At 59.5% G+C, this 20,698-nt stretch carries 22 protein-coding genes; 4 read left to right on the top strand and 18 right to left on the bottom strand.

From position 1 onward, the window contains the following. Positions 1 to 77: 77 nt before the first annotated feature. From rpoS to cysG, 13 genes are all read right to left on the bottom strand, one after another. Positions 78 to 1,070, bottom strand: a complete 993-nt coding sequence (gene rpoS, locus MHZ97_RS07455) for an RNA polymerase sigma factor RpoS (RefSeq protein WP_048783701.1) — start codon at positions 1,068 to 1,070, stop codon at positions 78 to 80. A gap of 50 nt (positions 1,071 to 1,120) precedes the next feature. Further along, positions 1,121 to 2,212: a murein hydrolase activator NlpD gene (gene nlpD / locus MHZ97_RS07460; protein WP_103794823.1), complete on the bottom strand. Its 1,092-nt coding sequence runs from the start codon at positions 2,210 to 2,212 to the stop codon at positions 1,121 to 1,123. 163 nt (positions 2,213 to 2,375) lie between these two features. Beyond that, positions 2,376 to 3,002, bottom strand: coding sequence for a protein-L-isoaspartate(D-aspartate) O-methyltransferase (locus tag MHZ97_RS07465; protein WP_103794822.1), 627 nt, complete (start codon positions 3,000 to 3,002; stop codon positions 2,376 to 2,378). Next, entirely contained in the window at positions 2,996 to 3,757 is a 762-nt protein-coding gene (gene surE / locus MHZ97_RS07470; RefSeq protein WP_103794821.1) for a 5'/3'-nucleotidase SurE, read from the bottom strand. Before surE ends, MHZ97_RS07465 begins: the two co-directional genes overlap by 7 nt. Then, positions 3,738 to 4,787: a tRNA pseudouridine(13) synthase TruD gene (truD, locus tag MHZ97_RS07475; RefSeq protein WP_239314219.1), complete on the bottom strand. Its 1,050-nt coding sequence runs from the start codon at positions 4,785 to 4,787 to the stop codon at positions 3,738 to 3,740. Before truD ends, surE begins: the two co-directional genes overlap by 20 nt. Then, positions 4,784 to 5,266, bottom strand: a complete 483-nt coding sequence (ispF, locus tag MHZ97_RS07480) for a 2-C-methyl-D-erythritol 2,4-cyclodiphosphate synthase (protein WP_103794866.1) — start codon at positions 5,264 to 5,266, stop codon at positions 4,784 to 4,786. Before ispF ends, truD begins: the two co-directional genes overlap by 4 nt. Then, positions 5,266 to 5,982 (bottom strand): 2-C-methyl-D-erythritol 4-phosphate cytidylyltransferase, encoded by a 717-nt coding sequence (gene ispD / locus MHZ97_RS07485; RefSeq protein ID WP_103794819.1) that lies wholly within the window; start codon positions 5,980 to 5,982, stop codon positions 5,266 to 5,268. The genes ispF and ispD overlap by 1 nt, the downstream gene beginning before the upstream one ends. Before the next feature lie 3 nt (positions 5,983 to 5,985). Further along, on the bottom strand, positions 5,986 to 6,300 hold the full coding sequence (gene ftsB / locus MHZ97_RS07490; RefSeq protein WP_081140952.1) for a cell division protein FtsB: 315 nt from the start codon (positions 6,298 to 6,300) through the stop codon (positions 5,986 to 5,988). A 171-nt stretch (positions 6,301 to 6,471) separates the two neighbouring features. Next, a complete protein-coding gene (locus MHZ97_RS07495; protein WP_103794818.1) occupies positions 6,472 to 6,792 on the bottom strand; it encodes a DUF3561 family protein in 321 nt (106 codons plus the stop codon). Between the two features lie 55 nt (positions 6,793 to 6,847). Then, positions 6,848 to 7,453 carry an adenylyl-sulfate kinase gene (cysC, locus tag MHZ97_RS07500; RefSeq protein ID WP_239314220.1) on the bottom strand — a complete coding sequence of 202 codons (606 nt, stop codon included), beginning with the start codon at positions 7,451 to 7,453 and terminating at the stop codon, positions 6,848 to 6,850. Further along, positions 7,453 to 8,880, bottom strand: a complete 1,428-nt coding sequence (gene cysN / locus MHZ97_RS07505) for a sulfate adenylyltransferase subunit CysN (RefSeq protein WP_103794816.1) — start codon at positions 8,878 to 8,880, stop codon at positions 7,453 to 7,455. The genes cysC and cysN overlap by 1 nt, the downstream gene beginning before the upstream one ends. Before the next feature lie 10 nt (positions 8,881 to 8,890). Then, positions 8,891 to 9,799: a sulfate adenylyltransferase subunit CysD gene (cysD, locus tag MHZ97_RS07510; RefSeq protein WP_103794815.1), complete on the bottom strand. Its 909-nt coding sequence runs from the start codon at positions 9,797 to 9,799 to the stop codon at positions 8,891 to 8,893. A 9-nt stretch (positions 9,800 to 9,808) separates the two neighbouring features. Then, on the bottom strand, positions 9,809 to 11,224 hold the full coding sequence (gene cysG / locus MHZ97_RS07515) for a siroheme synthase CysG (RefSeq protein WP_239314221.1): 1,416 nt from the start codon (positions 11,222 to 11,224) through the stop codon (positions 9,809 to 9,811). 254 nt (positions 11,225 to 11,478) lie between these two features. Here cysG and MHZ97_RS07520 point away from each other — a divergent pair, with 254 nt between their 5' ends. Further along, positions 11,479 to 12,498: an aminopeptidase gene (locus MHZ97_RS07520; protein WP_239314222.1), complete on the top strand. Its 1,020-nt coding sequence runs from the start codon at positions 11,479 to 11,481 to the stop codon at positions 12,496 to 12,498. A gap of 8 nt (positions 12,499 to 12,506) precedes the next feature. Further along, a complete protein-coding gene (locus MHZ97_RS07525; RefSeq protein WP_103794812.1) occupies positions 12,507 to 12,791 on the top strand; it encodes a YciI family protein in 285 nt (94 codons plus the stop codon). A 36-nt stretch (positions 12,792 to 12,827) separates the two neighbouring features. Here the strand turns inward: MHZ97_RS07525 and MHZ97_RS07530 are convergent, their stop codons facing one another. Genes MHZ97_RS07530 through cysJ form a run of 3 tightly spaced genes read right to left on the bottom strand, consistent with a single transcriptional unit; the run spans position 12,828 to position 17,088 of the window. Continuing rightward, complete coding sequence (locus MHZ97_RS07530) at positions 12,828 to 13,562, bottom strand: phosphoadenylyl-sulfate reductase (RefSeq protein WP_103794811.1); 735 nt, start codon at positions 13,560 to 13,562, stop codon at positions 12,828 to 12,830. Beyond that, positions 13,559 to 15,283, bottom strand: a complete 1,725-nt coding sequence (gene cysI / locus MHZ97_RS07535) for an assimilatory sulfite reductase (NADPH) hemoprotein subunit (protein ID WP_103794810.1) — start codon at positions 15,281 to 15,283, stop codon at positions 13,559 to 13,561. The genes MHZ97_RS07530 and cysI overlap by 4 nt, the downstream gene beginning before the upstream one ends. Further along, positions 15,283 to 17,088, bottom strand: a complete 1,806-nt coding sequence (cysJ, locus tag MHZ97_RS07540) for an NADPH-dependent assimilatory sulfite reductase flavoprotein subunit (protein ID WP_239314223.1) — start codon at positions 17,086 to 17,088, stop codon at positions 15,283 to 15,285. Before cysJ ends, cysI begins: the two co-directional genes overlap by 1 nt. A gap of 296 nt (positions 17,089 to 17,384) precedes the next feature. On the opposite strand from cysJ, the gene queD reads away from it, so the two are divergent. Together queD and MHZ97_RS07550 are read left to right on the top strand one after the other, a co-directional pair. Beyond that, positions 17,385 to 17,744, top strand: a complete 360-nt coding sequence (gene queD, locus MHZ97_RS07545) for a 6-carboxytetrahydropterin synthase QueD (RefSeq protein ID WP_103794808.1) — start codon at positions 17,385 to 17,387, stop codon at positions 17,742 to 17,744. 129 nt (positions 17,745 to 17,873) lie between these two features. Then, positions 17,874 to 18,470 carry an inorganic diphosphatase gene (locus tag MHZ97_RS07550; RefSeq protein ID WP_239314224.1) on the top strand — a complete coding sequence of 199 codons (597 nt, stop codon included), beginning with the start codon at positions 17,874 to 17,876 and terminating at the stop codon, positions 18,468 to 18,470. Positions 18,471 to 18,506: 36 nt separating this feature from the next. Here the strand turns inward: MHZ97_RS07550 and queE are convergent, their stop codons facing one another. Next, on the bottom strand, positions 18,507 to 19,178 hold the full coding sequence (queE, locus tag MHZ97_RS07555) for a 7-carboxy-7-deazaguanine synthase QueE (RefSeq protein WP_103794865.1): 672 nt from the start codon (positions 19,176 to 19,178) through the stop codon (positions 18,507 to 18,509). 173 nt (positions 19,179 to 19,351) lie between these two features. Continuing rightward, a complete protein-coding gene (gene eno, locus MHZ97_RS07560; protein ID WP_103794806.1) occupies positions 19,352 to 20,650 on the bottom strand; it encodes a phosphopyruvate hydratase in 1,299 nt (432 codons plus the stop codon). Between the last annotated feature and the right edge of the window lie 48 nt (positions 20,651 to 20,698).

Below are 20,698 nucleotides of genomic sequence, written 5' to 3' on the forward strand. Positions count from 1 at the left end.
CGGCCCGGCCGCCCTGTCGCGGCAAAAAAAAAGCGGAGGCTCATAGCCACCGCTTTTTTGTACTTACAACTTGTCAGTTACTCACGAAACAGCGCTTCAATGTTCAGACCCTGTGCCTGCAGGATTTCACGCAGACGACGCAGGCCTTCAACCTGAATCTGGCGAACGCGCTCGCGGGTCAGACCGATTTCGCGGCCCACATCCTCAAGCGTTGCCGCTTCATAGCCTAACAGGCCGAAACGACGTGCCAGCACTTCGCGCTGCTTGGCGTTCAGTTCGAACAGCCACTTAACGATACTTTGCTTCATATCGTCATCTTGCGTGGTGTCTTCCGGACCGTTGTCTTTCTCATCGGCCAGAATATCCAGCAGCGCTTTTTCGGAGTCACCGCCTAATGGCGTATCAACCGAAGTGATGCGTTCATTGAGACGCAGCATACGGCTGACATCGTCAACCGGCTTATCCAGCTGCTCCGCAATCTCTTCCGCACTTGGCTCATGATCGAGCTTATGGGAGAGTTCACGCGCGGTGCGCAGATAAACGTTCAGCTCTTTAACAATGTGAATCGGCAGGCGGATGGTACGGGTTTGATTCATGATCGCCCGTTCAATCGTCTGACGAATCCACCAGGTGGCATAAGTTGAGAAACGGAACCCACGCTCTGGGTCAAACTTCTCAACGGCACGGATTAAACCGAGATTACCCTCTTCAATCAGGTCAAGCAGCGCAAGACCACGATTGCTGTAACGGCGGGCAATCTTAACCACCAGTCGTAAGTTACTTTCAATCATCCGGCGGCGAGAAGGGATATCGCCTCGCAATGCACGGCGAGCGAAGAATACTTCTTCCTCTGCCGTTAACAGCGGGGAATAGCCAATCTCCCCGAGATAGAGCTGCGTCGCATCCAAAACGCGCTGCGTCGCACCCTGTGACAACAACTCTTCTTCCGCTACGTCGTTATCACTGGGTTCGTTTTCAACAAGAGCCTTCTCATCAAAAACCTCAGCTCCATTCTCCTCGAATTCCGCATCTTCATGTAACTCGTTTACTTTCAGCGTATTCTGGCTCATAAGCGGCTCCTACCCGTGATCCCAGGGCAGAACAGCAGGGTTCTGCCGGTTTATCGCTGCGGTAAATAACGCAACGGGTTTACGGATTTCCCCTTGTAACGAATTTCAAAATGTAATCTAACTGAACTGGTTCCGGTGCTACCCATGGTAGCGATCTTTTGCCCCGCCTTAACTTCCTGTTGTTCCCGGACCAGCATTGTATCGTTGTGGGCGTAGGCACTCAGATAATCATCATTATGCTTAATGATGATCAGGTTGCCGTAACCCCGGAGCGCGTTGCCTGCGTACACTACTCTTCCTGATGCGGTAGCGACGACAGGTTGTCCACGCGAACCAGCGATATCGATTCCTTTATTTCCCCCTTCAGAAGCGGAGAAGTTATCGATAATCTTCCCTTCGGTCGGCCAACGCCAGCTTCCAACCGGCGTCGAACTGTTCGTTGTACTGCTGACCGTGGGCGGTGCGGCAACCACGGGGGGAGCTGTTGTCGTTGCAACATTTGATCCCTTCGACGGCAACAATTTGCTACCAGACGAGTTACCCGAATCATCAGAATACGTAATAACTGGTTGCTGTGCAACAGGCGCTGGTTTAATTTGCGGCGCAGTCGGAACACCACCCTGCGTTGCATCGGCTGCGGTAATCGCATTGCCGCCGGTAATTGGCTGTCCTGAACCGTTGCCAACCTGCAGCGTCTGGCCGACATTCAGGCCGTACGGGGCCGGAACGTTGTTGCGCTGAGCCAGATCGCGGAAATCGTTGCCGGTAATCCAGGCGATATAGAACAGGGTATCGCCGCGTTTTACGGTATAAGTGTCGCCGGCGTAACTACCTTTCGGAATATTCTGATAACTGCGGTTGTATACGATACGGCCGTTTTGCGTCTGAACATTATCATTACCGCTAACCATTGCGCCGCTGCTTTGCGCGGAAGGTACGGTATTGCTAATCATTCCTCCCTGACGCGGCGTCGACGGAACGCCGCCTGGCGCGCTAAGCATGCCGCCGCTGCTGCCGTTATCTCCAACCTGGCTAATGGGTGCTTGTGTGTTGTCGCCTGAACTACAGCCTGCCAGCCAAAATCCAACCAGAGAAAGCGCCGCAAGACGGCGTAACTGAAATATTGGGCTTCCCGTGCTCATTGTTCCCCCGTGATGGCAAACCTGAATAACGCTTCTTGCTAACACACCAGCACAAAGCTCTGTGAGGCGTATTAAAGCCTGCGTATAACGCATGAAAATGGATAGTAACAAGATCAAAAGGATGGTGCTATGAAACAGTTGTGAAGAAATACGTAGGTCAATCTCAGGCCAAATCGCCCTGCACCAGCGGAACAAACCGCACCGGCTCAATGCTCTCTTCAACGATATCGCCACCCTGGCGGCGCAGACGTTTCAGCACCTGCTGATCCTCTCCCACCGGCAGCACCATAATGCCGCCCTCGTCGAGTTGTGCAATCAGCGCAGTCGGAATTTCTGGCGGCGCGGCGGTGACAATAATGGCGTCAAAAGGCCCGCGCGACGGCCAGCCCTGCCAGCCGTCGCCGTGGCGCGTCGAGACGTTATGCAGGTCGAGCTGTTTAAGGCGGCGTTTCGCCTGCCACTGCAGCCCCTTGATGCGCTCGACGGAGTAAACGTGATCGACCAGATGCGCCAGAATGGCGGTCTGATAGCCGGAACCGGTGCCGATCTCCAGCACGCGCGAGTCAGGTTTCAGCGCCAGCAGCGCGGTCATGCGCGCCACCATATAGGGCTGAGAAATGGTCTGGCCGGAACCGATAGGCAGCGCCACATTGTCCCAGGCTTTATGCTCGAAGGCTTCGTCGATAAAACGTTCGCGCGGCACCTCCGCGATGGCCTTTAGCAGCAGCTCATCGTGGATGCCCTGCTGGCGCAGCTGCTCCAGCAACGCTTCGATACGCCGGTTCACCATACGAGATTGACCTCCGACTTCTCCAGCCAGTCGATAAGCACATCCTGCGCGCCGTGCGCGGTGAGGTCGACATGCAGCGCGGTCACAGAGACGTAGCCCTGATCCACGGCGGCGAAATCGGTATCCGGGCCGGCATCGAACTTTTCGCCCGGCGGCCCTATCCAGTAGAGGGTATTGCCGCGCGGGTCCTGCTGCGCGATCACCTGATCGGCGGGATGGCGGCTGCCGCAGCGCGTAACGCGGATGCCTTTGATCTCCGCCAGCGGCAGATCCGGCACGTTGATATTGAGAATACGCCCGGTGCGCAGCGGCTCGCGCGTCAGCGCACGCAGCAGCGCACAGGTGACCGCCGCCGCCGTATCGTAATGCTGATGCCCGTTAAGCGATACCGCCAGCGCGGGCAGGCCGAGATGGCGCCCTTCCATCGCCGCTGCCACGGTGCCGGAGTAGATAACGTCGTCGCCCAGATTGGGGCCGGCATTAATGCCGGAGACCACGATGTCCGGGCGCGGCTGCATCAGCGCGTTGACGCCGAGATAGACGCAGTCGGTCGGGGTGCCCATCTGTACCGCAATATCGCCGTTTTCATGAGTAAAGGTGCGCAGCGGCGTCTCGAGCGTCAGAGAGTTGGACGCACCGCTGCGGTTGCGGTCAGGCGCAACCACCTGCACCTCAGCAATATGGCGCAGCGCCTTTGCCAGCGTTTGAATGCCCGGCGCATGGATCCCGTCATCATTACTCAGCAATATCCGCATCGTCACCTTCCTGTTGCAGAAGTTCCCGAATCACGCTGGTGGCGAAACTGCCGGCCGGCAGCCAGAACTGCATCTCCAGCGTGACGTCGTCCCACCAGCTCCAGCTCAGATCGCGCGGCACCACCAGCATCGCGCGCCGCGCCGCATCTACTCGCTCTCGCTCAAGCAGTGTAACCAATTCTGCTGCACCCGCCAGAGATTGCTGCTCAAAGGCGAGCGCCTCCCCCTGCGGGCCAGGCTCGCCGCGCCCCGGCAGCGGCGCGGTAATACGCAGCTCATGATGGTTGACGCGGGTCTGCAGCTCGCTCAGTTCGGCCGCCTGGGCGACAAACCAGCTGCCGCGGCCGGTGAGCTGCAGCGCGTCGCCCTCGAGCACCTGCGTCAGCGAGCCCTGCTGCTGCAGCCGCGCGCTGGTGACCTGATTAAACAGCGCGCTGCGCGCCGCCGAGAGGAGCAGGCTGCGCTTGTTGCGATCGCGCAGGCTGATTTCGCCGCGCGCCCACTGCTGCGCCATGGTGAGGTTATTGCCGCCGCGGCCAAAGCGCTGCGTGCCGAAATAGTTAGGTGCGCCGGCGTCGCGGATCAGCGCCAGACGCGCTTCCACCGCGTCGCGGTCGCTGATTTGGCGCACCACAAGACGAAAGGCGTTGCCCGCCAGCGCGCCGATGCGCAGCTTGCGCTTGTGGCGCGTCGCCTCAAGGATATCGACCCCTTCCAGCGAAAAGCCGCTCAGATCGGGCATCCCATTTCCGGGGATGCGGAAACAGAGCGTCTGCTCGGTCACCGCATGACGATCTTTCATGCCGGCGTAGCTCATATCGCGCTGATGCACGCCGAGAAACTTTGCCAGCGCGTCCGCCACAAAGCGGGTGTTAGCGCCGGTTTTACGGATGCGCACCAGCAGATGCTCGCCCTCGCCATCGGGGCCATAGCCGAGATCTTCCGTCACCACGAAATCTTCCGGATTGACTTTGATCACGCCGCGCGCGGTCGGCTTGCCGTGCAGAAAAGCCTGGCTCTCCAGCGTCATGCCGCATCCGCCTTCAGCAGCAGCGCAACCGCTTCACAGGCGATGCCTTCACCGCGTCCGGTAAAGCCCAGCTTCTCGGTGGTGGTCGCCTTGACGTTGACCTGATCCATATGACAGCCCAGATCTTCAGCGATATTGATGCGCATCTGCGGCACATGCGGCAGCATTTTCGGCGCCTGAGCAATAAGGGTGACGTCGACGTTGCCGATGCGGTAGCCCTTTTCCGCGATGCGTCGCCAGGCCTCGCGCAGCAGGCCACGGCTGTCCGCGCCCTTATAGGCGGGATCGGTATCGGGGAACAGCTTACCGATATCGCCCATCGCCACCGCGCCCAGCAGCGCATCGGTCAGCGCATGCAGCGCCACGTCGCCGTCGGAATGGGCGAGGAACCCCTGTTCAAACGGGATCCGCACGCCGCCAATCACCAGCGGACCTTCGCCGCCGAAAGCGTGAACGTCAAAACCGTGACCGATACGCATCATGCGCTCTCCTTTAACTGAATCTGGGTTAAATAAAATGCCGCCAGCGCCAGATCTTCCGGCCGGGTGACTTTGATGTTATCACTGCGTCCGCTGACCAGCAGCGGATGATAGCCGCAGTATTCGAGCGCTGAGGCTTCGTCGGTAATGGTCGCCCCCTCCGCCAGCGCCCGCGTCAGGCAGGCGGTCAGCAGCTGATGAGGAAAAAACTGCGGCGTCAGTGCGTGCCAGAGATCCTCACGCTCCACGGTATGCGCCACGGCGGCAACGCCCGGCTCACCGCGCTTCATGGTATCGCGCACCGGCGCCGCCAGAATGCCGCCAACGTTGCTGGTTTCCCGCACCCGCAGCAGGCGCGCGAGATCGTCGGGATGCAGACAAGGACGCGCCGCGTCGTGTACTAGCACCCAGCCAGCGCCCTGCGCGGCGCGCAGTCCGGCCAGCACTGACTCGGCGCGCGTGTCGCCGCCCGTCACGCTGAGCACGCGCGGATCCCGCGCCAGCGGCAGCGACGCAAACTGGGCGTCGTCCGGGCTGAGCGCCACGATGACCTGTTTGATAGCGGGATGGGAAAACAGACGCGCAATGCTGTGTTCCAGAAGCGTCTGCTGACCAATGGTCAGATACTGCTTAGGACAGGTCGCCTGCATGCGGCTGCCGATACCGGCAGCGGGCACCACAGCGATCACCTCCGCAGGGAGAGAGTGCATGTTCATGAGTTATCGTTGTTGGTTTTGCGCAGCCTGCGCGTTGCGTTTGTTCTGATCCGGCACCAGACGATAGAAGGTTTCACCGGGCTTGATCATACCCAGCTCATTGCGTGCGCGTTCCTCGATCGCCTCTGAGCCGCCATTGAGATCGTCAATTTCGGCAAACAGCTGATCGTTACGCGCTTTAAGTTTGGCGTTGTTCGCCTGTTGTACCGCGACGTCTTCATTGACGCGCGTATAGTCGTGAATACCGTTTTTGCCCAGCCATAGCGAATATTGCAGCCAGCCGAGCAGCACCAGTAGCAGTAACGTCAGTTTTCCCATCCCCGCCCCCTGAAAAACGGCTCAATCATCCCATAACTTGATGCAGGACTCCACTCCAGGCGTGAAAATGGCCCGCTTTACCGGTCGTCTGCGCAAATTCTGATTAGGATGAGGAGAAGGCGGGCAGGTAAAGTTTTGTAACCTGCCGACGCGTTTCCACATCGGGAGGCGTCACCAGCCCGATAAAAATGAGAAGAGCAGCCAGAAAAGGCAGACCACCGACACCGCCGTCGCGGGGGTCATCCAGAGCAGCCTGCCGCGCAGCGCCATGCTGAAAATAATGCCGATCAGCACCGATACCGGCAGCAGCGCCAGAAAAAAAGGCCAGGTATAAAGGAAGAAGAAAAGCGTGTTGGAGCCGTACAACAGGAAGGGGATCGCCAGCGCGCACCAGTAAGAGAGAAAGCCGATGATGCCGCCCGGCAGCGACGAGCGCGGCTCGTCCGGGGTACTTTCATCTTTGCGGGCCAGCATAGGAGTAACGTTCTGCATAGAGATCCTGTTGACGCGAAGGCGGCAAACCAGCCTCGATTTGCCGCTTGTCTGTTCAGGATTCGATAATATCGCGACGGCACAGCAGGTCTAACAATTGACCGGTTAGTTTTGTAACCAATTGTTCGCCCGCTAAGCATATTTCTGGCTGCTCCGGCGCCTCATAGACGCTGTCGATGCCGGTGAAATTACGCAGCTCCCCCGCGCGGGCTTTTTTGTAGAGCCCCTTGGGATCGCGCGCTTCGCACACCGCCAGCGGCGTATCGACAAACACCTCGATAAAGCGCCCTTCTGGCAGCATATCGCGCACCATCTGACGCTCGGCGCGGTGCGGCGAGATAAAGGCGGTCAGCACCACCAGCCCCGCATCCACCATCAGCTTCGCCAATTCGCCTACGCGGCGGATATTCTCTTTGCGATCGGCGTCGCTGAAGCCCAGATCGCGGCAGAGGCCGTGACGCACGTTATCGCCGTCGAGCAGATAGGTGCTGACGCCGAGCGAATGCAGCGCCTGCTCCAGCGCGCCGGCTACCGTCGACTTACCGGAGCCGGAGAGGCCGGTAAACCACAGCACCACGCCCCGGTGGCCGTGCTGCTGCTCGCGCGCCTCGCGCGTTACCGGATGGTCGTGCCACACCACGTTTTCATCGTGCTGCGCCATTACTCACCGCCCAGCAGGTCGCGCGCGTTCCAGTGCGGGAAGTGACGGCGGATCAGGGCGTTCAGCTCCAGCTCAAACTCGCTGAACTGGCCTGACTGCTGCGCTGCGCCGCTCAGCGGCTGATGGATCATCCCCGCGCCCACGGTGACGTTGCTCAGGCGATCGATAAAGATCATGCCGCCGGTCACCGGGTTCTGCTGATATTTATCCAGCACCATAGGTTCGTCGAAGGTCATTTCCACCAGACCGATGCCGTTCAGCGGCAGCGTCTCGGCGGCGCGCTTCTCCAGCGTATTGATCTCGACCTGATGAATCACCTTCGCCACGCGGCCGCGCGCTTTCTTGCCGGCGATTTTAATATCGTAGCTCTGGCCCGGCTGCAGCGGCTGCTCCGCCATCCATACCACGTCGACGGTCGCGGACTGCACCGCCTCCAGCTCGGCGTCGCTGTCGACCAGTAGATCGCCGCGGCTGATATCGATCTCGTCGTTCAGCACCAGGGTAATGGCTTCGCCCGCGCCCGCTTCCTGCAGGTCGCCGTCAAAGGTAACGATGCGCGCCACGGTCGATTCTACGCCTGACGGCAGCACCTTCACGCGCTGGCCGACCCGCACCGCACCGGAGGCGAGCGTGCCCGCATAGCCGCGGAAATCCAGGTTCGGACGGTTAACGTACTGCACCGGGAAGCGCATCGGCTGCTGGTCCACCACGCGCTTCACCTCCACGGTCTCCAGCACGTCGAGCAGCGTCGGGCCGCTGTACCACGGCATGGTCTGGCTTGGGGTAGCGACGTTATCGCCCTCGAGCGCCGACATCGGCACAAAGCGGATATCCAGGTCTTCCGGCAGCTGCGCCGCGAAGTCGAGGTAGTCTTGCTTAATCTGCTCGTAGGTCTCCTGGCTGTACTCCACCAGGTCCATTTTGTTGATCGCCACCACCAGATGCTTAATGCCCAGCAGCGTGGAGATAAAGCTGTGGCGACGGGTCTGATCCAGCACGCCTTTACGCGCGTCGATCAGCAGGATCGCCAGATCGCAGGTCGAGGCGCCGGTCGCCATGTTGCGGGTGTACTGCTCGTGCCCCGGCGTGTCGGCGATAATAAATTTACGCTTCTCGGTAGAGAAGTAGCGGTAGGCCACGTCAATGGTGATGCCCTGCTCGCGCTCCGCCTGAAGACCATCTACCAGCAGCGCCAGGTCGAGCTTCTCGCCCTGGGTGCCGTGACGCTTGCTGTCGTTGTGCAGCGAAGAGAGCTGATCTTCATAGATCTGACGCGTATCGTGCAGCAGGCGGCCGATCAGCGTGCTTTTGCCGTCGTCGACGCTGCCGCAGGTAAGAAAACGCAGCAGACTTTTATGCTGTTGCGCGGTCAGCCAGGCTTCTACGCCGCCCTGATCGGCAATCTGTTGTGCAATAACGGTATTCATCTGCGTCTCCTTAGAAATAACCCTGACGTTTTTTCAGTTCCATCGAACCGGACTGATCGCGGTCAATCACGCGGCCCTGGCGTTCGCTGGTGGTAGAGACCAGCATCTCTTCGATAATTTCCGGCAGCGTCTGCGCTTCAGACTCCACCGCGCCGGTAAGCGGCCAGCAGCCAAGGGTGCGGAAGCGCACCATACGCTGCGTGATCACTTCGCCAGGCTGCAGATTGATACGGTCATCATCCACCATCATCAGCATGCCGTCGCGCTCCAGCACCGGACGCGGCGCGGCGAGATAGAGCGGCACGATTTCGATGTTTTCCAGGAAGATGTACTGCCAGATATCAAGCTCGGTCCAGTTCGACAGCGGGAAAACGCGAATGCTTTCGCCCTTGTTGATCTGGCCGTTGTAGTTATGCCACAGCTCCGGGCGCTGATTTTTCGGATCCCAGCGGTGAAAACGGTCGCGGAAAGAGTAGATACGCTCTTTGGCGCGCGACTTCTCTTCGTCGCGGCGCGCCCCGCCGAACGCGGCGTCAAAGCCATATTTGTTCAGCGCCTGCTTCAGCCCTTCGGTTTTCATGATGTCGGTGTGCTTGGCGCTGCCGTGTACGAAGGGGTTGATGCCCATCGCCACGCCTTCCGGGTTACGGTGAACCAGCAGCTCGGCACCCATCTCTTTCACGGTGCGATCGCGAAACGCGTACATCTCGCGGAATTTCCAGCCGGTATCAACGTGCAGCAGCGGAAACGGCAGCGTGCCGGGATAGAAGGCTTTGCGCGCCAGATGCAGCATCACCGACGAATCTTTGCCGATGGAGTACATCATTACCGGATTGCTGAACTCCGCTGCGACCTCGCGGATGATATGAATGCTTTCCGCCTCTAACTGACGCAGATGAGTAAGTCTTTTTTGATCCATGATTTTTCCTCAAGCCAGTGTGACAACGGCGGACTCGCGGGTCGCCTGCTGTGCAGAATGTTGAAACCACGCCAGCTGCTCGTGCAGCTTTACCACTTCTCCGATCACCAGCAGCGCAGGCGTCGGCGCGGCGGCAGCCAGCGTCTCAAGGTGTTCCAGCGTGCCGGTCAGCACCTGCTGATCCTGCCGCGTGCCGCGGCCAATAACCGCAACCGGCGTCGCAGGGTCGCGACCGTGGCGAATCAGCCCTTCGCCGATCGCCGCCGCCTTGACCGTGCCCATATAAATCGCCAGGGTCTGGCGCGCCCGCGCCAGCGACGGCCAGTCGATATCGTCGCCGTCGGCGCGACAGTGACCGGTAATAAACAGCACGCTCTGGGCGTGATCGCGATGCGTCAGCGGAATGCCGGCGTAGGCGGTAGCCCCTGCCGCGGCTGTGACGCCAGGCACCACCTGAAACGGGATGCCCGCCTCCTGCGCCGCCTGCAGCTCTTCGCCGCCGCGGCCAAAGATAAAGGGATCGCCTCCTTTCAGGCGCACCACGCGCTTGCCTTTGCGCGCCAGCTCCACCAGCAGGCGATTGGTCTCTTCCTGCGGCACCGAGTGCGCACCGGCGCGCTTGCCAACGCAGATGCGGTCGGCGTCGCGGCGTACCAGATCCAGCACCTCGTCGCTGACCAGATGGTCGTACAGCACCACGTCCGCCAGCTGCATTACCTGCAGGCCGCGCAGCGTTAGCAGCCCGCTGTCGCCAGGCCCGGCCCCCACCAGAATGATCTCGCCTTCGCGGTTCGGCTCCTCATGAAGCTCACGCACCAGGGTGCGCGTCGCCTCCTCCACGTTGCCCGCCGACATCTGGCTGGCAAACAGGCCGTTAAAGGCGCGCTCCCAGAAGCGACGGCGATCGGACATGCGGCTAAAGCGCTGCTTTACGCTGTCGCGAAATCCGCCGGCCACGTCGGCCATCTGCCCCAGGCTGGCGGGCAGCAGCGCCTCCAGCTTTTCGCGCAGCATACGCGCCAGCACCGGCGCGGTGCCGCTGGAGGAGATGGCGACCACCAGCGGTGAGCGATCCACGATAGAGGGAAAGATAAAGCTGCACTTCGGCTGGTCGTCCACCACGTTGACCAGCCGGTGACGGGCGTTGGCCTCGTCGTAAACCTGACGGTTAAGCTGGTTATCGTCGGTGGCAGCGATAGCGAGAAAGACCGCGTCGAGCTGCGCCGGGTCGAACGTCGTCGCCAGCCAGTCGATCTGCTGTTCCTGATGCAGCGCCTGAAGCTCGGGGCAAAGCTCGCGCGACACCACGCGCACCTGCGCGGAAGCGCGACGCAGCAGTTCAATTTTGCGCGCCGCAACGTCGCCGCCGCCGACGACCAGCACCGGACGACCTTTGAGATCGGCGAAAAGAGGCAAATAGTCCACGATAACCCTGGCGTTGTAACCGTAATTTAACGCGACTATACGTTGCGCCCTTCTGGCAGATGAAATTACGAATTGGAATGAGTAGTTACCGAATGGAATAACGCCCCAGGCAAGCTCATAACAAAATGTGCTTAACAGATGATCTGGCAAGGCTTTCAGAGCGAATCAAATTGTTTAATGGCGATCACAGTTTCATACTGGAGAGCGAAAAAATTTTGGCTTTTCGTCACAGGATGACCGACAAGGAACACCGCATGTTTGCCTTTCTCCGCCTGACCGCGCTGGCCGCGCTGTTAAATTGCGGTTTTGCTCTGCACGCCCAGGCCGCCAGCGTTGCGCCCGGGGCATTTGCCGAGCAGCAGCTTCGCCATATTGCCACCTGGTTTCCTGGCCGCATGAGCGGCAGCCCGGCTGAAATGATGGCCGCCGACTACCTGCAGCAGCAGTTCACCGCGCTCGGTTTTCAGAGTAATACCCGCCAGCTCAATACCGGCTATCGCTGGCGCGAAGCCAACGGCGAGCTGCGCTGGCACAAGGTCACCGCGACCTCGGTGATTGCCGCCCGCGCCGGCAGCGCGCCGCAGGAGATCCTGATCGTGGCGCATCTCGACACCTGGACCCCGCTCAGCAGCCGCGAGGTAGAGAAAAATCTCGGCGGCCTGCGCCTGCAGGGGGTCGACGACAACGCCTCAGGGCTGGGCGTGATGCTGGAGCTGGCGCAGCAGCTGAGCCGTCGGCCGCTGCACTACGGCGTGCGTTTCGTGGCCCTGAGCGCCAGCGAAACCGCGCCCGGCGGCATGCAGGATTACGTGGCGCGCATGAGCGAGAAAGAGAAAAAGAACACGCTGCTGGTGGTGGACCTTAACAGCCTGATCACCGGCGATCATCTCTATTTCAACAGCGGCAGCAATACGCCGCGCGCGGTGCGCAAGCAGACCAGCGAGCGCGCGCTGCGCCTGGCGCAGCAGCTCGGTATTCCCGCCGCCAGCCATCAGATAACCGCGCGCGACTATAACGGCGTCAATGCGTTCGATAAGGCGGGCTTTCCGCTGCTGGACGTGACGGCGAGTAACTGGTCGCTGGGCGGCAAAGATGGCGCGCAGCAGCGCAGCCGCTCGACGCACTTCCCGGACGGCACCACGCGCCATCAGACCGATCGCGATAATCTCAGCTATCTTGATCGCTGGCTGCCGGGCCGCATCTCGCTGCGCACGCGCGACAGCGTGAAGGTTCTGCTGCCGCTGCTGGGCGAACTGACCAACCCCAAACTGTAAGGATCGCTATGTATATCGTCTCGCTAAGCTATTTTCGCCCGGTCGAAGAGGTTGACGCCCTGCTGGAGCCGCATATTCAGTGGCTGGATCGCTATTTCGCGGCGGGGGTGTTTCTCGCGGCTGGTCGTAAGGAACCGCGTACCGGCGGCATTGTGCTGGTAAAAGATATCGATCGCGCCCGGCTGGATACCATCCTGGCGGAAGATCCTTTTGTCGCGGTGGCGAACTATGAGGTGACTCAGGTAAATATGACGCGGGCGACGGATGCCTTTGCCGCGCTGACGGGGATCTAAAAAGCAACGCGCCGTGAATCACGGCGCGTTGAGCGGTTACCCTTCGTGCAGACCGCACTCGCGCTTCAGTCCGAAGAAGCGCGTCTCTTCTTCCGCCATGCCGGGCTCCCATTTGCGCGTGGTATGGGTATCACCCACCGACAAATAGCCCTCATCCCACAGCGGATGGTATTTAAGGTTGTGCTGCTGCAGATAGTGATGAATCTGCCGGTTATCCCAGTCGATAATCGGCAGCACCTTGAAGACGCCGCGCTGCACGCCAAGCACCGGCAGATTAGCGCGACTGCCGGACTGATCGCGGCGCAGCCCGGCAAACCAGGTCTGCGCGCCCAGCGTCTGCAGCGCGCGGTTCATCGGCTCAACCTTGTTGATCTGGTTGTACTGCTCAATGCCTTCCACGCCCTGCTCCCACAGCTTGCCGTAGCGCGCTTCCTGCCAGGCCGCCGAGGTTTCAGCGCGAAACACCTTCAGATTCAGGCCCAGCTGATCCGTCAGCTGGTCGATAAAGCGATAGGTTTCCGGGAAGAGATAGCCGGTATCGGTGAGGATCACCGGAATATCCGGCATCTGGCGCGTGACCAGATGCAGCGACACCGCCGCCTGAATGCCGAAACTCGACGAGAGCACAAAGGCGCCCGGCAGGTTCTCCAGCGTCCAGCTGACGCGCGCCTCCGCCGAGCTTTTCTCCAGCTGAGCATTGACGGACGCTAACGCCAGCGTGCGCTCGACTTTGTTCATTTCACTCAGTGCTGCGAGGTCGAACTGACTCATACTGCCTCCGAATCCCAGAAATCACGTGCCGGATCGACAACCGGCTTGATGATACCCGCGCGGATCGTGAAGTCGCCGAAGCCCTCAGCGCCGTGACGCTCGCGCGCCCAGCGTCCCACCAGCTCGTCAATGCTGGCAAGGATCTCGCTTTCGGTGATGTTCTCGCGGTACATGCGCGGAATGCGCGTGCCGATGCGGTTGCCGCCGATATGCAGGTTGTAACGGCCTGGCGCTTTGCCCACCAGCCCGATTTCCGCCAGCATGGCACGGCCGCAGCCGTTGGGACAACCGGTGACGCGTAGCACTATGTGCTCTTCGCCCACGCCGTGGCCGTGCATGATCTCTTCTACTTTGGTAACAAAGGCGGGCAGAAAACGCTCCGCTTCCGCCATCGCCAGCGGGCAGGTCGGGAAGGAGACGCACGCCATCGAGTTTTCGCGCTGCGCGGTCACGCTCTCCATCAGGCCGTGCTCGCGCGCAATCGCCTCGATCTTCGCCTTCTCGCTCTCCGGCACGCCGGCCACGATCAGGTTCTGGTTGGCCGTCAGGCGGAAGTCGCCCTGATGCACGCGCGCGATAGCCGCGATGCCGCTCTTCAGCGGACGCTCCGGGTAGTCAAGCAGGCGACCGTTTTCGATAAACAGCGTCAGGTGCCACTTGTTGTCGATGCCCTTGATCCAGCCGATGCGGTCACCGCGGGTAGTGAACTCGTAGGGGCGGATCGGTTCAAAGGTTAAACCGGCACGCTTTTCCACTTCCGCTTTAAAGGTCTCGACCCCAACGCGCTCAAGCGTATATTTGGTTTTGGCGTTTTTGCGATCGGTACGGTTGCCCCAGTCGCGCTGCGTGGTGACAACGGCCGCGGCGACCTCCAGCGTTTTGCTCAGCGGCAGATAGCCGATTTCGCTGGCGGTGCGCGCATAGGTCGCTTTGTTGCCGTGTTCAATCGACAGGCCACCGCCCACCAGCAGGTTAAAGCCGATCAGCTTGCCCTTCTCCGCCACCGCGATGAAGTTAAGATCGTTGGCGTGCAGATCCACATCGTTATGCGGCGGGATCACCACCGTGGTTTTAAACTTACGCGGCAGATAGGTCTCGCCGAGGATCGGCTCCTCGTCGGTGGTAGCGACCTTCTCTTTATCCCACCAGATTTCAGCGTAGGCGCGGGTGCGCGGCAGCAGATGCTCGGAGATTTTCTTCGCCCACTCGTAGGCTTCCTGATGCAGCTCTGACTCCACCGGGTTGGAGGTACAGAGCACGTTGCGGTTAACGTCGTTGGCGGTCGCCAGCGCGTCAAGCCCGACTTCGTGCAGCATCTGGTGCGACGGCTTAACGTTCTTCTTCAGAATGCCGTGAAACTGAAAGGTCTGGCGGTTGGTCAGACGGATGCTGCCGTACAGGGTTTTTTCCGTGGCGAACTTATCGATCGCCAGCCACTGCGTCGGCGTAATAATGCCGCCCGGCAGACGGCAGCGCAGCATCATGGCGTGACGCGGCTCCAGCTTCTGTTCGGCGCGCTCGGCGCGGATGTCGCGATCGTCCTGCTGGTACATGCCGTGGAAGCGGATCAGCAGAAAGTTATCGCCGTTGAAGCCGCCGGTCAGGCCATCATCCAGATCCTCGAGGATGGTGCCGCGTAAATAGTTGCTCTCTTTTTTAAGACGCTCGGCGTCGACCAGCTTGCCTTCAACGACCAGCGGTCCAGGGTGTTTTTCGCTCATTAATAAACGTCTCGCTGATAGCGGCGCTCGATGCGCAGCTCACTTAAAAATTCGTCGGCCGTCTCACGATCCATTGCGCCGTGTTCGACCACCACATCCAGCAGCGCCTGCTCGACGTCTTTCGCCATACGGTTGGCGTCGCCGCAGACATAAATATGCGCGCCCTCTTCGATCCAGCGCCACACTTCCGCCCCTTTGGCGCGGATTTTATCCTGTACGTAAACCTTCTGCTCCTGGTCGCGTGACCAGGCGAGGTCGATATGGGTCAGCAGGCCATCTTTCACGTACTGCTGCCACTCGACCTGATAGAGGAAGTCTTCCGTGAAGTGTGGATTGCCGAAGAATAGCCAGTTTTTGCCGCCTGCGCCGTCGTTGTCGCGCTGCTGCATAAAGGCGCGGAACGGCGCGATGCCGGTGCCGGGGCCAATCATGATCACCGGCGCGTCCGGGTTAGCGGGCAGACGGAAATTATCGTTATGCTCGATAAAGACGCGGATCTCCGCATCCTCTTCCAGGCGATCAGCCAGATAGCCGGAAGCGCCGCCCGTGCGGGGGCGGCCGTCGATATCGAAGCGCACCGCGCCGACGGTGATATGTACTTCAGTTTCGTTCTCCGCCTGCGATGAGGCGATAGAGTAGAGGCGCGGCGTCAGCGGACGCAGCAGCGCGGTCAGCTGCTCGGCGTTGAGTTCGGTCGGCGCGTTACGCACCATATCGACGATGGGGAAGGTCTGCGCATAGTGTTGCAGCTTCGCCTTGTCGCCTGCCATTGCCAGCAGCGCGTCGTTGCGCGACAGCGCGGCGTACTGCTCAACGATTTGCGCGGTGTTAACCGTCAGCTCAAAGTGCTTTTGCAGCGCCTCGCTAAGCGGCAGGGTTTCGTTGTCGATCTGTACCGGCTCGTCGCCTTTCAGCCACAGCAGGCTCAGCAGCTCGGCGACCAGTTCCGGGTCGTTTTCATACCAGACGCCCAGCGCGTCGCCCGGCTGATAGCGTAAGCCAGAATCGCCCAGGTCGATCTCAATATGGCGCACGTCTTTATCGGAGTTGCGGCCGGTAATTTTTTGGTTCACGGCAAAGCTGGCGGTCAGCGGCGCCTCTTTGGTGTAGGGGCTGCTGTGCACTTCGTTGATGCTGCCGGTCGCGGTCGCCATCGCCTGCGCGGGCGTCTCACTCGGCACGCGCTGCTTCAGCACCTCAACCAGCGCACGGCGCCAGTTCGCGGCCGCTTCGGCGAAATCGACATCGGCGTCGACGCGATCCAGCAGGCGCTCTGCCCCCAGCTCCGCCAGACGGCTGTCAAAGTCTTTGCCAGCTTTGCTAAAGAATTCATAGGAGGTATCGCCGAGGCCCAGCACCGCAAAGGCGGCGCCATCCAGCTTCGGCGCTTTTTTCGACATCAGGAATTTATGCAGCGCCACCGCCTCTTCCGGCGGATCGCCTTCGCCCTGCGTGGAGGTGACCACCACCAGCAGCTTCTCCTGGCCGATCTGCTTGAACTTATAGTCGCCAGCGTTAACCAGCTTAACGTTGAGCTTCGCCGCCTGCAGATCGTCGCGCAGCTGCTCGGCGACGCGGCGCGCATTGCCGGTTTGCGAAGCCGAGATCAGCGTAATCGCCGGGATCTCCGCCGCCGCTGGCGCGCTGGCCGCGACGCTGCCGGGCGTCTGATTGATCATTCCCCAGAAGTAGCCAGAGAGCCACGCCAGCTGGGTGGGAGAAAAATCAGTCGTTGCCGCCTGTAATCGCGCAAGTTGCTCCGGGTTTAGCGGGAGCAGAGAACCTGGGGGTGCCTGAGTCGTCATCGCGTTAAAAATTCCAGTATCTGAAGTCCGGACGGTAAAGTAGCAGAGAGAGTGGTAGGTTACCGGCCCGTATATTAACGATTAAATACGGCTTCGACATAAATAATAACCAAAATGACTAAGTGGTTTTTCAGGTAGGCATAATCACTTAAACTGGTAAAGAAATTGATTGTTTATCAGTCAGTTAAAAACAGGCCTGCTCTGGCTCTCAGCTAAAATGCGCCTTTATAACGGTACGGATGCGAAAATTCCGTATTTCAGGTAGAATTCCCCGGTTTTTCAGCCTGAGAGCCATTATGTCTACCACACTGTTTAAAGAGTTCCAGTTCGAAGCCGCTCACCATTTGCCTAACGTCCCGGAAGGACACAAATGCGGCCGCCTGCATGGCCATTCGTTTCTGGTGCGACTGGAAATTACCGGCGAAGTGGACGCGCATACCGGCTGGGTGATGGATTTCGCCGAACTGAAAGCGGCCTTCAAGCCGCTTTACGACCGCCTCGATCATAACTATCTGAACGACATCCCGGGTCTTGAAAACCCCACCAGCGAAGTGCTGGCGAAATGGATTTGGGATGAGATGAAGCCGCTGCTGCCTGAGCTGAGCGCGGTGATGATCAAAGAGACCTGCACCGCAGGCTGCGTCTACAAAGGGTAAATCCCGTCAGGGCTGTGCTGCGCGCAGCCCGCACTTTCCGCTCTACGCTTCTTTACGCCCGCGTCATCTCTCTGTCATCTGCCGCCTCTACGTTGTTCTCTCCTTTATAAAAGATCATGAGAATCAACGATGAACCCGAAACGCCTTGCCGCCTTCGCGCTGCTTTTTACCGCCTCTGCCGCCGTTCAGGCGCATAACGTACTCGACTTTCCCCAGCCGGACAACGTGCCGGATGAGTTCTACGCCGTCACCGAAATTCCGGCCGGCGGCACCATCAAATATGAGACCGATGCCAAAACCGGCTTTATCGTCGCGGATCGCTTTCAGTCGATGCCGGTCGCTTATCCGGCAAACTACGGATCCCTGACGCAGTCGCTGGGCGGCGATAACGATCCCCTCGACGTGATCTTCTATAGCCGCGCGCCGCTGCAGCCTGGGACGCTGATCAAACTGCGCCCCATCGGCGTGCTGAAGATGATCGACGGCGGCGAAGTGGACGATAAGATCGTCGCGGTGCCGACCAGCAAAATCGATCCAACCTATGACGATATCAAGAGCATGAGCGATCTGCCGAAGATGGAGCAGGCGCGCCTTGAGGCCTTTTTTCGCGTTTATAAACAGCTGCCGGAAGGGCGCAAGAAGGTGGAGCTAAACGGATTTGAAAGCGCCGAGGTGGCGAAGAGCGAGATCAAGAAGGCGTTTGACGCCTATAAAGCGAAGCAGTGAGGGTAGCGGGCGGCGCGGCCGCCCTGCTCTTTTCCGTCAGGCGATATTGAGATATTTGTGGGTCTGCATCGATAAACGCCAGTTGCGCGCGATGCAGGTTTCGATGCAAAGCTTCGTCGCCTCATCTTTACGGCTGATCGGCTGTAGCGCAATCACGCGGGCTTTGCTGTCGCTCAGCGTTGCCAGCAGTGCATCCAGCGCCTCGACGTCGCGCTCGCGCGCCACCGGATGTTTGATCTCGTCCGCGCGCTGCAGCGCCTGCGCCAGCACATCATAGCCGCCGCGCATATTTACCTTTGGCGATACCGTGACCCAGGTTTTCTCGGAGCAGTGCACTTCATGCGTGCCGCTGGTTTCAATCTGGCACTGAAAGCCGTGCGCTTCTAAGGCTGTGGTCAGCGGACGCAGGTCGTAAATCGACGGCTCGCCGCCGGTGATCACCACATGGCGCGCCGTCCAGCCCTGACGCTGAATAGTCTCAATCAGCAGCGCCTCATCGGCGTTGCCCCAGGCATCGGTCTCCACCGTTTTGACCAGAATATCGCCCAGCGCCGTTTCCCGATCGGCCAGTTTCTCCCAGGTATGTTTGGTATCACACCAGCTACAACCCACCGGACATCCCTGTAAGCGGATAAAGATGGCCGGAACGCCGGTATAAAATCCCTCTCCCTGCAGCGTCTGGAACATTTCGTTAATCGGGTATTGCATTACGGACTCGCTAGTAAAAAACAGGGCGCTGATTATGGCAGATTTGCCGCGCAGCTCAACCACGCGATGTGCCTTTTCTCTGCGTCTGCGCCACTGCTGTAAAACAAAAAGCCCCGCACAGGGCGGGGCTTTCTCTCAGGCAAATGCCGTCAGCCGACGGCATCAGCAGGCGATTACGCCTGGCCTTTCACTTCTTTCAGACCGTTGAACGGCGCTTTTGAACCCAGCGCTTCTTCGATACGGATCAGCTGGTTGTACTTAGCCACGCGGTCAGAACGGCTCATAGAACCGGTTTTGATCTGGCCTGCAGCAGTACCGACCGCCAGGTCAGCGATGGTGGCATCTTCGGTCTCACCTGAACGGTGTGAAATCACTGCGGTGTAGCCAGCGTCTTTCGCCATTTTGATCGCCGCCAGGGTTTCGGTCAGAGAACCGATCTGGTTGAATTTGATCAGGATGGAGTTAGCGATGCCTTTCTCGATACCTTCTTTCAGGATTTTGGTGTTGGTTACGAACAGGTCGTCGCCCACCAGCTGGATTTTGTCGCCCAGCACTTTAGTCTGGTAAGCAAAGCCGTTCCAGTCTGACTCGTCCAGACCATCTTCGATAGAGACGATCGGATACTGTTTGGTCAGATCTTCCAGGAAGTGGGTGAACTCTTCAGAGGTAAAGGCTTTGTTGCCTTCGCCAGCCAGCACATATTTGCCGTCTTTGTAGAATTCAGATGCCGCGCAGTCCATCGCCAGGGTGATGTCTTTGCCCAGCTCGTAGCCTGCTGCTTTTACCGCTTCTGCGATAACGGCCAGCGCTTCAGCGTTGGAACCCAGGTTCGGCGCATAGCCGCCTTCGTCGCCAACAGCGGTGTTCATGCCTTTCGCCTTCAGCACTTTCGCCAGGTGATGGAACACTTCAGAACCCATGCGGATCGCTTCTTTCACTGTTGAAGCGCCAACCGGCTGGATCATGAACTCCTGGATGTCGACGTTGTTGTCGGCGTGCTCACCACCGTTGATGATGTTCATCATCGGCAGCGGCATTGAGAATTTGCCCGGGGTGCCGTTCAGCTCAGCGATGTGCTCATACAGCGGCTGACCTTTAGAGGCTGCTGCCGCTTTCGCCGCAGCCAGCGATACCGCCAGAATGGCGTTTGCGCCGAAGTTGGATTTGTTTTCAGTACCGTCCAGGTCGATCATGATTTTATCGATGTTCGCCTGATCTTTCGCGTCTTTGCCTTTTACCGCATCCGCAATCGGACCGTTAACCGCAGCAACTGCTTTAGTCACGCCTTTGCCCAGGAAACGAGATTTGTCGCCATCGCGCAGCTCCAGCGCCTCGCGTGAACCGGTAGAAGCGCCTGACGGTGCCGCTGCCAGACCAACAAAACCACCTTCCAGATGTACTTCCGCTTCTACAGTCGGGTTGCCGCGGGAGTCGATGATTTCGCGACCGATGACTTTAACGATTTTGGCCATTACGATTTTCCTCAGTACAAGTTAGTCAATCCTAAGACAAACAACGCG

The sequence above is a fragment of the Pantoea sp. ACRSC genome (assembly GCF_022346785.1).
In the GTDB taxonomy this organism is placed as follows: domain Bacteria; phylum Pseudomonadota; class Gammaproteobacteria; order Enterobacterales; family Enterobacteriaceae; genus Pantoea; species Pantoea alvi.

Coding starts and splice junctions, on each gene's coding strand:
- rpoS (WP_048783701.1), bottom strand. CDS start 1,070: ATGAGCCAGAATACGCTGAAAGTAAACGAGTTACATGAAGATGCGGAA.
- nlpD (WP_103794823.1), bottom strand. CDS start 2,212: ATGAGCACGGGAAGCCCAATATTTCAGTTACGCCGTCTTGCGGCGCTT.
- MHZ97_RS07465 (WP_103794822.1), bottom strand. CDS start 3,002: ATGGTGAACCGGCGTATCGAAGCGTTGCTGGAGCAGCTGCGCCAGCAG.
- surE (WP_103794821.1), bottom strand. CDS start 3,757: ATGCGGATATTGCTGAGTAATGATGACGGGATCCATGCGCCGGGCATT.
- truD (WP_239314219.1), bottom strand. CDS start 4,787: ATGACGCTGGAGAGCCAGGCTTTTCTGCACGGCAAGCCGACCGCGCGC.
- ispF (WP_103794866.1), bottom strand. CDS start 5,266: ATGCGTATCGGTCACGGTTTTGACGTTCACGCTTTCGGCGGCGAAGGT.
- ispD (WP_103794819.1), bottom strand. CDS start 5,982: ATGAACATGCACTCTCTCCCTGCGGAGGTGATCGCTGTGGTGCCCGCT.
- ftsB (WP_081140952.1), bottom strand. CDS start 6,300: ATGGGAAAACTGACGTTACTGCTACTGGTGCTGCTCGGCTGGCTGCAA.
- MHZ97_RS07495 (WP_103794818.1), bottom strand. CDS start 6,792: ATGCAGAACGTTACTCCTATGCTGGCCCGCAAAGATGAAAGTACCCCG.
- cysC (WP_239314220.1), bottom strand. CDS start 7,453: ATGGCGCAGCACGATGAAAACGTGGTGTGGCACGACCATCCGGTAACG.
- cysN (WP_103794816.1), bottom strand. CDS start 8,880: ATGAATACCGTTATTGCACAACAGATTGCCGATCAGGGCGGCGTAGAA.
- cysD (WP_103794815.1), bottom strand. CDS start 9,799: ATGGATCAAAAAAGACTTACTCATCTGCGTCAGTTAGAGGCGGAAAGC.
- MHZ97_RS07520 (WP_239314222.1), top strand. CDS start 11,479: ATGTTTGCCTTTCTCCGCCTGACCGCGCTGGCCGCGCTGTTAAATTGC.
- MHZ97_RS07525 (WP_103794812.1), top strand. CDS start 12,507: ATGTATATCGTCTCGCTAAGCTATTTTCGCCCGGTCGAAGAGGTTGAC.
- MHZ97_RS07530 (WP_103794811.1), bottom strand. CDS start 13,562: ATGAGTCAGTTCGACCTCGCAGCACTGAGTGAAATGAACAAAGTCGAG.
- cysI (WP_103794810.1), bottom strand. CDS start 15,283: ATGAGCGAAAAACACCCTGGACCGCTGGTCGTTGAAGGCAAGCTGGTC.
- cysJ (WP_239314223.1), bottom strand. CDS start 17,088: ATGACGACTCAGGCACCCCCAGGTTCTCTGCTCCCGCTAAACCCGGAG.
- queD (WP_103794808.1), top strand. CDS start 17,385: ATGTCTACCACACTGTTTAAAGAGTTCCAGTTCGAAGCCGCTCACCAT.
- MHZ97_RS07550 (WP_239314224.1), top strand. CDS start 17,874: ATGAACCCGAAACGCCTTGCCGCCTTCGCGCTGCTTTTTACCGCCTCT.
- queE (WP_103794865.1), bottom strand. CDS start 19,178: ATGCAATACCCGATTAACGAAATGTTCCAGACGCTGCAGGGAGAGGGA.
- eno (WP_103794806.1), bottom strand. CDS start 20,650: ATGGCCAAAATCGTTAAAGTCATCGGTCGCGAAATCATCGACTCCCGC.